The sequence below is a fragment of the Corallococcus sp. AB032C genome (assembly GCF_003668935.1).
GTDB classification, from domain to species: domain Bacteria; phylum Myxococcota; class Myxococcia; order Myxococcales; family Myxococcaceae; genus Corallococcus; species Corallococcus exiguus.
In genome coordinates, this window is record NZ_RAWP01000105.1 from 25,352 (window position 1) to 34,936 (window position 9,585).

At 70.4% G+C, this 9,585-nt stretch carries 7 protein-coding genes and 1 pseudogene; 2 read left to right on the forward strand and 6 right to left on the reverse strand.

Annotated elements, in window-relative coordinates; genetic code table 11:
• Window positions 1–8: 8 nt before the first annotated feature.
• On the reverse strand, window positions 9–590 hold the full coding sequence (locus D7X99_RS33610; protein WP_121781323.1) for a DUF2378 family protein: 582 nt from the start codon (window positions 588–590) through the stop codon (window positions 9–11).
• A 175-nt stretch (window positions 591–765) separates the two neighbouring features.
• On the reverse strand, window positions 766–1,503 hold the full coding sequence (locus tag D7X99_RS33615; protein WP_121781330.1) for a metallophosphoesterase: 738 nt from the start codon (window positions 1,501–1,503) through the stop codon (window positions 766–768).
• Window positions 1,504–1,898: 395 nt separating this feature from the next.
• Between D7X99_RS33615 and D7X99_RS33620 the strand changes: the two genes are divergently transcribed.
• Window positions 1,899–3,509 carry an N-acetylmuramoyl-L-alanine amidase gene (locus D7X99_RS33620; RefSeq protein WP_121781324.1) on the forward strand — a complete coding sequence of 537 codons (1,611 nt, stop codon included), beginning with the start codon at window positions 1,899–1,901 and terminating at the stop codon, window positions 3,507–3,509.
• 76 nt (window positions 3,510–3,585) lie between these two features.
• Complete coding sequence (locus tag D7X99_RS33625) at window positions 3,586–4,632, forward strand: PD40 domain-containing protein (RefSeq protein WP_121781325.1); 1,047 nt, start codon at window positions 3,586–3,588, stop codon at window positions 4,630–4,632.
• On the opposite strand, the gene D7X99_RS33630 is transcribed toward D7X99_RS33625, so the two are convergent.
• From D7X99_RS33630 to D7X99_RS42970, 4 genes and pseudogenes are all read right to left on the reverse strand, one after another.
• Window positions 4,629–5,801 carry a Fic family protein gene (locus D7X99_RS33630; protein ID WP_199756400.1) on the reverse strand — a complete coding sequence of 391 codons (1,173 nt, stop codon included), beginning with the start codon at window positions 5,799–5,801 and terminating at the stop codon, window positions 4,629–4,631. The two genes, D7X99_RS33625 and D7X99_RS33630, sit on opposite strands and share 4 nt — an antisense overlap.
• 127 nt (window positions 5,802–5,928) lie before the next feature.
• The gene (locus D7X99_RS33635) at window positions 5,929–7,902 is read right to left on the reverse strand and encodes a cell wall metabolism sensor histidine kinase WalK (RefSeq protein WP_147476340.1); all 1,974 of its coding nucleotides are present in this window, start codon (window positions 7,900–7,902) and stop codon (window positions 5,929–5,931) included.
• Window positions 7,903–8,052: 150 nt separating this feature from the next.
• Window positions 8,053–8,901, reverse strand: coding sequence for a carboxypeptidase-like regulatory domain-containing protein (locus D7X99_RS33640; RefSeq protein ID WP_121781328.1), 849 nt, complete (start codon window positions 8,899–8,901; stop codon window positions 8,053–8,055).
• 215 nt (window positions 8,902–9,116) lie between these two features.
• Window positions 9,117–9,585 (reverse strand): annotated as a pseudogene (locus D7X99_RS42970) (hypothetical protein); the annotation flags it as partial.

The window sequence follows — 9,585 nt, forward strand, 5'->3', positions numbered from 1 at the left end:
GTCCCGCTTCAGGTCCACTCGATGTCGTAGTCCACGCGGTCGATGCCCTGCGGCTTCGCGGTGGCCTTGCCCGTCAAACCCAACACCTTGAGCGAACCGGTGAGGATGCCCACGTGGTACGCGGGCGGCATCATGTCCCGGCGCATGCGCAGGGTGCCGGACTTGGGGCCCGTCGTGAGGTACTCGCGGTTGCCGTAGGACACCGCCGCGCTGTACGCCATCTGCGCGCCCGCGAAGAGCTTCTGGGGGTCCCCCCGGGAGATGATGCCGAACACCAGCATCCCGGGTCCGGTGGAGTAGCGGGTGATGCTCACCTCGCCGCACGCGTGGAACACCGCGTCCTGGGCGCCGAGCGCGCTCTCCAGCACGTCCGCCGCGCTGTACAGCATCGTGAGGAGCTCCCGCGCCGGATACGAGCGCAGCTCCGCGTAGTCGTGGTTGAGCTCCCCCACGCGCAGTTGCTCCATCCCGATGGCGCCCGCGTGCTGCTGCACCAGGCCGAGGACGGACTTGAAGATGAGTCCACGGACGGAGTCCCCCTGCTGAAGGGTGGCGATCCGCGCTGCGAGTTCGGCCTTGTCCGACGGCATGACTTCCACTCCTTGGTTCACGGGCGAACCCGGAAGCCAGCTTAACGGCCTCTTTTCACCTGTCGACAAAGCGCTTCACCGGGCGTCGCACCCGTCCCGACCTCCCATGTCCGGTGCCCGGGCCAACGCGCCGGGTTCCTTGGGGCTCCCGTGACTTCAGGCCCGGGGGAGGGCGTCAGCGCTCGTCCAGCAGCATCGGCGCGAAGCCGGCCGCGTCGCAGGACGCGAGCACGTAGCGCACGCCCGCCCGTTCGCCGGTGAAGCCCGCGGGGATGCCGCTCGAGTGCAGGTGCCCGTACACGCACACCTTGGGGGCGAACGCTTCAATGGGGGCGCTGAAGGCGGTGGCCCGCTCGTTCGCGTACACGGGCGGGAAGTGCACCGCGATGATGCGGGTGAGCGGCGTGGGGGAGGCCGCCTCCTTCTTGAGCGCGTCATCGATGGACGTATTGAGCCGGCGCGTCTCGCGCTCCACGTAGCCGGAATCCCCCTGCTCGTCGCCCATCTCCCCGCCCGGCATGGGCGGCGCTTCCGGCGCGGTCCACAGCCGAGTGCCGGCGATGACCCACGGCCCCAGCACCACGGCGTTGTTGTGGAGGAAGCCCTCCAGCGTGCGGAACGGCTCCAGCAACTTGCGCAGCTTGGACGCGGAGTCGCCCCACCAGTAGTCGTGGTTGCCGCGCACCAGCACCTTGCGCCCCGGCCGCGCGTCCAGCCACGCCAGGTCCTCCATCACCTCGTGGGCGCGAGTGGCCCAGGAGATGTCGCCCGCGACGATGACCGCGTCCTCCGGCCGCACCTGCTCGTCCCACGCGCGCTGCAAGGGCAGCGGGTGGTCCGTCCAGCCGAAGCGGTGCATGTCCTTCTGCCGGGTGGAGGGCAGGTGCGTGTCGCCAATACCGAAGAGCCGCATGATGGTGGCGTCATAGCGGATGCCCTGGCCCCATGTCGGCCCTTCCAACGCGGCGCGCGCCCGGACGGCCTTCCTGCTCGGTCCGCCAAGGGTTCAAATAGTGATTAATACAAGAATTGATGTAACAATACGTTACGTCACGGATGTCCTGAAATGCGGCAGTGCGGCATCCGTGTGCCATCTCGGACTCCGCGTGAAACAGCAGGTCCTGGGATGTAGGTAATTCCGTGATTTCAAGTGCTTGAAGTCACAAGGAACTCCGAGCGCCGGAAGCGGGTGGAGCATGCATGCACCGGTCGAGGAAGAAAACTGGACGAAGGTGACGGATGGAGGCGGCTGGCACGCACGGTGCTGTGAAGGTGTGGAGTTCCTCCCCCCGACTTTGGAGTCCCCTCATGTCAACCTTCCGCAATCCCTTCGCGGCGGCGGCCGTCGCCCTGGTGCTCTCCGCGTGCGGTCCCCAGGCGCAGCAGCCCTCCGAGGCCCCTCCGGCCGAGACGCCGTCGCAGCCCTCCACGGACACGGCTGGCAGCACGCTGCCGCGTGAGATGGACCCGCTGTTCGCGCAGGCCGCGCAGGAGTTCAACGTCCCGGCGGAGCTGCTCAAGGCGGTCTCCTACGCGGAGACGCGCTGGCAGATGGTGCGGGGCGAGGCGGAGTTCCCGGGCCAGCAGCCGGCGTTCGGCCTGATGGCGCTGCGGGGTGAGGACCTGGAGCAGGGCGCGGCGCTGGCGGGCGTGACGGCGGAGGCGGCGCGCACGGACGCGCTGTCCAACCTGCGCGCGGGCGCGGCGCGGCTGTCCCAGCTGGCCACGGACGCGAAGGTGGAGCGCGGGGACCTGGCCGCGTGGGCGCCGGTGGTGGCGCAGCTGAGCGGCATCACCAACCCGGAGGCGCAGGCGGAGCACGTGCACCGCGCCGTGTACGCGGTGGTGAACGAGGGCGCGGTGGCGCTCAACCAGGACGGCTCGGTGGCCGTGTCGCTGGAGCCCGTGAAGGTGGAGGCGAAGTTCGCCCGTCCCCAGGTGCGCGCCATGGCGGCGGGCCCGGACTACGCGTCGTCCGTGTGGCGTGCGGCGCCGTCGGGCAACTACAGCACGAGCAGGTCGCACAACCCGTTGATGATCATCATCCACACCTGTGAGGGCTCCTACGGCTCGTGCTGGAGCTGGCTCACCAACAGCGCCGCGGGCGTGAGCGCGCACTACGTGGTGAACGAGAGCGGCTCCGAAATCTCCCAGCTGGTGCGCGAGGCGCACCGGGCCTACCACATCGGCGCGACCTACGACTCGTCGCTCAACAGTGGCAAGGAGGCGTGGCTCAACGGCGTGCAGTCCAACAACTTCACCATCGGCATCGAGCACGGCGGCTACGCCAGCCAGACGTCCTTCCCGGCGGGGCAGATTGACGCGTCCGCGAAGCTGTCGTGCGACATCGCGCGCGACAACTCCATCGTGAAGGACAGCTACCACATCGTGGCGCACGGCAAGCTGCAGCCGGCGACGCGCACGGACCCGGGCCCCAACTGGCCGTGGTCCACGTACCTCAGCAAGGTGAACAGCTACTGCGGCACGACGACGCCGACGGGCGACATCATCATCGACAGCAACAGCGCCAACAACGACGCGTCCAAGGCGAGGTTCTCGCTGACGGGCGCGTGGTCGGACGGCTACAGCGCCGGCTACTACGGCAGCGGCTACTACTACGCGACCACGGAGGCCATCTCCGCGCCGGCCACGTTCGAGTTCTACCTGCCCACCGCGCAGACGCGCACGATTGACGCCTGGTGGGTGGAGGGCACGAACCGCTCCACCACGGCGCCGTTCATCTCCTACAACGCGGCGGGCGCCGAGGTGGGCCGCGTGTCCGTCAACCAGCAGACCAACGGCGGCAAGTGGGTGCAGCTGGGCACGTACAGCTTCTCCGCGGGCTGGAACAAGGTGCAGCTGAGCCGCTGGACGACCCCGGGCTTCGTGGTCATGGCCGACGCCGTCCGGGTGCGCTGACGTGAGGCACGAGGGCCTTGAACGGCGGAAGCGTTCCGGGCCCTCGCGGGCACGGCGGTGGTGGGCCGCGCTCGCCATGCTGGGCGCCATGGGCTGTCAGGGCCGCTGCGGCGGCGCTGGTGGAGCCCCGGCGCCCGGTGCTCTGTCGGAGGCGGAGCGGCGGGCCCTGCCGGGCACCATCGTCTTCCTCTCCGAAAGGGCGGGACAGAAGGACGTCTGGCGGGTGACGCCCGCCGGAGAAGAGACGCAGGTCACCTCCGCGCCGGAGGACGAGTACCCCGGCCCGCCGTCACCGGACGGCCGCACGCTGCTGGTGATTGCGTCGGGCGAGGCGAACGGGCGCGTCTTCCAGCAGCTGCGCCTGCAGCCGCTCGAGGGAGGCCGCCAGGTGGCGCTGCATCCGCCCCGGCCCCGCGCGCGCAACGCGAGCTGGGCGCCGGACGGCACGTGGCTGGTCGCGGAGTCGGACGCGCAGGGCTTCAGCGACGTGGTGCGCGTGCTGCCCGAGGCGAACGCGGTGGACACGCAGCTGACGCACGTGAGGGAGGGCTGCTTCGAGCCCGCGGTGTCCCCGGACGGCACGGAGGTGGCGGCCGTGTGCAGCGGTGACGGGGACCCGGAGGTCTACGTCTTCCGCGCGGACGGCACGGGCGATCCCCGCCGCATCACCACGTTCTACATGGAGGACCGGACGCCGCAGTGGAGCCCGGACGGCAAGTGGCTGCTGTTCGTGAGCAACCGCGAGCGCAAGGAGCGCGTGTACCTGGTGCGCGCGGACGGCGCGGACCTGCGCGCCCTGTCCGGAGAAGGCTTCGCGGGCGACGAGCGCGAGGCGGTCTTCAGCCCGGACGGCAAGCGCGTGGCGTACGTGGCCCGGCACCCGGACGGCAAGAGCCGCATCTGGGTGGCGGACGTGGCGGGAGGCGCGCCGGTGGCGCTGACGGACGGACAGCACCGCGACGACATGCCGGCATGGAGCCCGGACGGCAAGGCGCTGGTGTTCGTCTCCGAGCGCGACGGCGACACCGACCTGTACTTGATGCGCCCGGACGGCACCGGTCAGACGCGGCTCACGACGGCGAAGGGCGCGGACTGGCTGCCGCGCTGGTTCGTGCCGCGCTAGGCCCTGCCTCCCTGCAACGGAGTCGTCCCCTCGTTCAGGATGGCGAGGTAGCCGCGGTACGCGAAGACGCGGCCTCGCTTGCGCCCGGTGACCTCCTCCACGATGCCCAGCCGCTCCAGGTCCGCGAGCGCTGCGTTGACGGTGGGAGCGGTCAGCCCGGTCCGAGCGACGAGCTGGTTCGACGTCAGGTACGGGTGCGCCTGCAACAACTCGTGCACACGAAGTGCTGAGCTGGTGCGCTCACTCTTGTTGTTGATGAGCTCCCGGTCCTGTTTGAAGCGCTCGGCGATTCTTGTCGCCGCGTCGAACGCCTGGTTCGCTGTCTTCTCGACGCCCTCCAGGAAGAACTCGAGCCAGGCCTCCCATGCGCCCCGTTCGCGGACCTCCTGGATCAGCCGGTAGTAATCGGCCCGGTGCGTCTTCAGGTAGAGGCTCAGGTAGAGCAGTGGCTTCCCGAGCACGCCGTGGACGCACAGATAGAGCGTCACGAGGAGTCGTCCGATACGGCCATTGCCGTCGAGGAAGGGGTGGATGCTCTCGAACTGCACGTGCAGGAGCCCCGCCTTGATGAGTGGGGGCAGCCGGGACTGCTCCTCGTGCATGAAGTTCTCGAATGCAGCGAGGCAGCCGTCGAGCTCCGTCACGGGAGGCGGAACGTACAGCGCGTTTCCAGGCCGCGTTCCTCCGATCCAGTTCTGCGAGCGACGGAACTCCCCTGGATCCATCGTGCCTCCGCGACCGCTTTGCAGCAGCCGCGCATGCATCTCACGGATGAGCCGGAGCGAGAGTGGCAACTCCTTGAGGCGCTCGAGCCCGTACATCATCGCGTCGACGTAGTTGGAGACCTCTCGGACGTCGTCGATGGGCTGCCCTTCCTGGGCCCCGAGCTCGAACTGGAGCAGGTCGGAGAGCGTCGACTGCGTCCCTTCGATCTGCGAGGAGAGCACTGCCTCCTTCCTCACGTACATGTAGAGGAACAGTTCCTGGCTCGGCAGGAGCACCGTGATTCCATCAAGGCGGCCCAGCGCCCGGTCGGCTCGGCTGAGCCGGTCCAGCAGGCCCAGAACGTCGATGGAGGGGATTGGCGGCAGGGGCGGCGGGACGAATGACCGCACGCGCTCTCCGGCGGCGGTGGTCTCCACGAACCGGCCCAGCCTCGAAGGTGCCATTGAGGCGTCAGTCATTCGGCCAGCATTCGAACGAGGATTATTTAAGTCAAATGGCTTTGGCTTAAATAGAGTCCAGCCTAAGGAAAGCTGGCTTGAATAGCCTCATTTTCATAGTGATTCCAATACGTTAACCCGCACGCTGGCGCAGCGGTGCGGGCGCCGTGGGGGCGGCGGGGGCTTCCAGGGGCACGCTGAAGAAGAAGGTGACGCCCCGGTCCGGCTCGCTCTCCACCCAGATGTGACCGCCGTGGGCCTCCACGATGAGCCGGCTGATGTAGAGCCCCAGGCCCAGGCCCTTGCCGTCCGCCGAGCGGCCGTCCTCCGTGCGGTAGTACTTGTCGAACAGGCGCGCCGCGTCCCTTGGGGACAGGCCCGCGCCCTGGTTGGTCACCGACACCACGGCGTGGTCGTGCACGGCGGAGAGCCGCACGTCCACCGGCGTCTCCTTCGGGCTGTACTTGAGCGCGTTGGTCAGCAGGTTGGTCACCACGCGCTCCAGCCGCGCGGCGTCCATGGGCACCGGCGGCAGCGGATCCACCCGGTGCAGCCGGAAGCGCTCGCGCGCGTCGGGCGGCACGTCGCGCTCCAGCACCTCCTCCAGGAAGCGGCCCAGGTCGCGCGCCTCACGGCGCAGGGTCACCCGGCCGGACTCCAGCCGCGAGCCCTCCAGCAGCTCTTCGATCATCGTGCTCATCCACTCCACGTTGTGGATGATGGCCTGGGCCATGATGCCCTCGCGCTCCAGCTTCCGCTCGTGCAGCGCGCGCTGGAGCAGGTGGGCGCGCAGGTTGATGGTGTTCAGCGGGTTGCGCAGGTCGTGGGAGATGAGCCCCACGTACTCCTCGCGCAGCTTCTCCAGGTCCCGGCGCTCGGTGACGTCGCGCAGGATGGCGATGCGCGTGGCGTCGTCCTCGCCCTTCATCGGGCTCAGCCGCACCTCCAGCGGCACGCTGGTGCCGTCCTGCCTCTGCCCGACCACCAGCCGCCCTCCCGTGGCGCGCTCCGGGCCCTCTCCAACGGCGGCCGGGCCATGGAGCCCCTCAGGTACGAGCAGCTCCACCTCGCGGGCCAGCAGGGCCTCCCGGCGGTAGCCGAAGACGCGCTCCGCCTCCGCGTTGGCGAAGCGCACGCGGCCGGTGGCGTCCACCACCACCATGGGGTCCGGCGCGGTGTCCAGGAAGGTGCGGAAGCGCTCCTCGGAGGCCTCCAGCGCGGCCGTGGCCCGCATGCGTTCGGTGTCCAGCGCGTCCAGCGCCCGCGCCGCCAGCAGCACCAGCGTGACGCCGCCGGCGGCCACCACCGTGGCGAAGAGCGGCAGCTTCGCGTCGTGGCTGAGCCCGCCTATCAGGTGGATCAACACCAGCGTCAGCCCCAGCACCGGCGGCCCCAGCAGCGTCACCGGCACCAGCCGCCGCGCCACGAAGCCGCCCAGCGTGTCCCGCGTGAGCCGCGCCATCAGCCCCAGCTCCGGCCGGGCGCACAGCGTGCCCATGGCCAGCAGCATCAGCACGCAGGTGGTGTGCAGCCCCATGCTGCGCTCCCGGAAGAACGGAGCGGCGACGGGCGTCACCAGCGGGCCCAGCAAGAAGCCGTTGAGCCCCGTCAGCGCCGCCATCAGCGCGAGCACCACCAGCGCGTCCGACCACGACAGCCGCTGCGGGTGGCCCCTGTCCACCAGCGCCAGCGCCGGGCCCAGGAGCATCAGGCACAACCCCGTCAGGGGCGACGGCACGATGCCCGGCGACGCGCCGACGTCCTCGCCAAGGACGCGCAGGAACAGCGCGTCCAGGCCGCCGTTGCCTCCCGTGATGACGCCATCCACGAGGCTCGCCGCGCCCAGCAGGGCCGTGGCCAGGGCGAGCGCGGTGCCCAGTCGGTGTTGGACGCGGTGGGGAGTGGCCGGCAGCCGCAGTCCCAGCGCGGCCCCACCCAGCATCAACCCCAGCGCGGCGCTGGGGCGCATGGCGGGGAGCGCGGCGCCCATGGACTTGAGGACCATGACATCCAACGCCCAGCCCACCAGCACCAGCAGGCCCACCAGGCAGGAGGCCGCCGCGGAGCTGCGCGCAAGGGCACGGACCAACGCCGTGCTTCGTGGCATGGATTGGCCGCTCATCATCCGCGTCCCCCCGGAACGCCAGCCCTGCATCCTGCCACAACATCTCGCCTCTGGCCTCCCCCCGGCAATGGGACGCCGGGGTTGGGAGGATGTCCGTCCTAGGCGGGGATGTCCGACCTGTCCAGGGTTGGGTCAGGGTGCGTAGCGGCCTGGATACACGGTGAGGACGACACCCAGGCCCGGCCCCACGTCGACGTTACGCGGCACGTACGTGTCGGTGCCGTCCACGGACAGCTGGAAGGAGGAGGCCCCGGCGCCGGAGTGGACGAAGAGGAACAGGCCGTGGGCCGCGGTGCCCGCGGTGTCCACGGACGTGAGGTCATCGGATGGGTAGTAGACGCGGTCCGCCAGGTCGGCGCGGTTCAACGCCACGCGCGCGCCGCTCACGGGCTGACCGTTCAGGTCCACCACGCGCCCCAGCACGAAGCCCGCGGAGGCCAGGGTGGCCGCCGGGTCCCCGGTGTGGCCCTGGAGGCGCGGCGCACCCACGGCGGCGCCCAGCTGATCCACGAACGCGATGGGCAGGGCCCATGCGTGCGCGTCGATGACGTCCGTGCGCGGACGGGTGCCGGTGAAGGCGGTGTCGTAGACGAGCGTGGTGCTGCGCACGAGGCCCTCGTGCACCAGGCCCACCGCGAGCCCCTGGTGCACGTCTCGCACGGGCACGTCGGTGATGCGGAAGGCGCCGTCCTCGGACACCTCGCCGGTGGCGAAGGTGGCGGCCGCGTCGTTGACGGCCACGCGCAGCGGCTCCTCCACGGTGAGCGCCATCCCGGTGAGCGACGCCGGTGCCGCGGCCACGCCCTCGGCCTCCGGGAACACGCGTGCCTCGCCCGTCACGAGGATGCGAAGGTTTTCCAGATCCACCGCCTCGGCGTCCTCGGTCCGCACGCCGGGGTCCGGTGTGAAGCCGCCGTCGCCACAGGCCATCGCCAACAGCCCGAGCACGGCACCACCCGCCGCCCGAATGTAGTGTTTCATCGGGCGGCAACATCTTCACGGCGGGGGCGGCACGCAATCCGTCCCCGGGTGGCGTCCGTCCCCTTCACGACGCACCGCCGCGCTCGCGGGCAGGACGCACCGGACACCAGGCCCTTCGGGTGTTGAAAACACGTCGGCACCGGGAGCCTGCCTTCCGCTGGAAACGGAAGGCCGCGCCCGGTGCCGCGGGTCACGCCAGGGAGGATGCGGAGCGCCTACCAGCCCGATCCGCTCTTGCCGGAGGAGCCGGAGCTCTTGCCGGTGTTCCAGCCGCCGCCGCTGCTGCCTCCGCTGCTTCCACTGCTACCGCCGCTGCTCCGGCCACTGCCGCTGCTGCCGCTGCTGCCGCCGCCGCTGTTGCCACCGGGAGGGGTGCTCCAGCCGCCGCTGCTCCTGCCGCTGCCGCTGCTCCCGCTATTGCCGCTGTTGCTGCTCCCGCTGTTGCTGTTGCCGCGGTTGTTGTCCTTGTCGTCGTCGCGGCTCTTGCTGGCCGGGGTGTCCCAGCCGCCGCTGTTGCGGCTGTTGTCCCTGTCGTTGTCCCTGTCGTTGTCCCGAGCGTTGTTGGAGGGAGCGGCGTTGTTGCCGCGGCCCCAGCTGGAGCCGCTGGGAGGCCGGGCGCCGGTGCCCGTACCGCCGGGAGGCGCGTTGCGGCCCTGGTTGACGGGGGCCGGAGCGGGGGCGGGC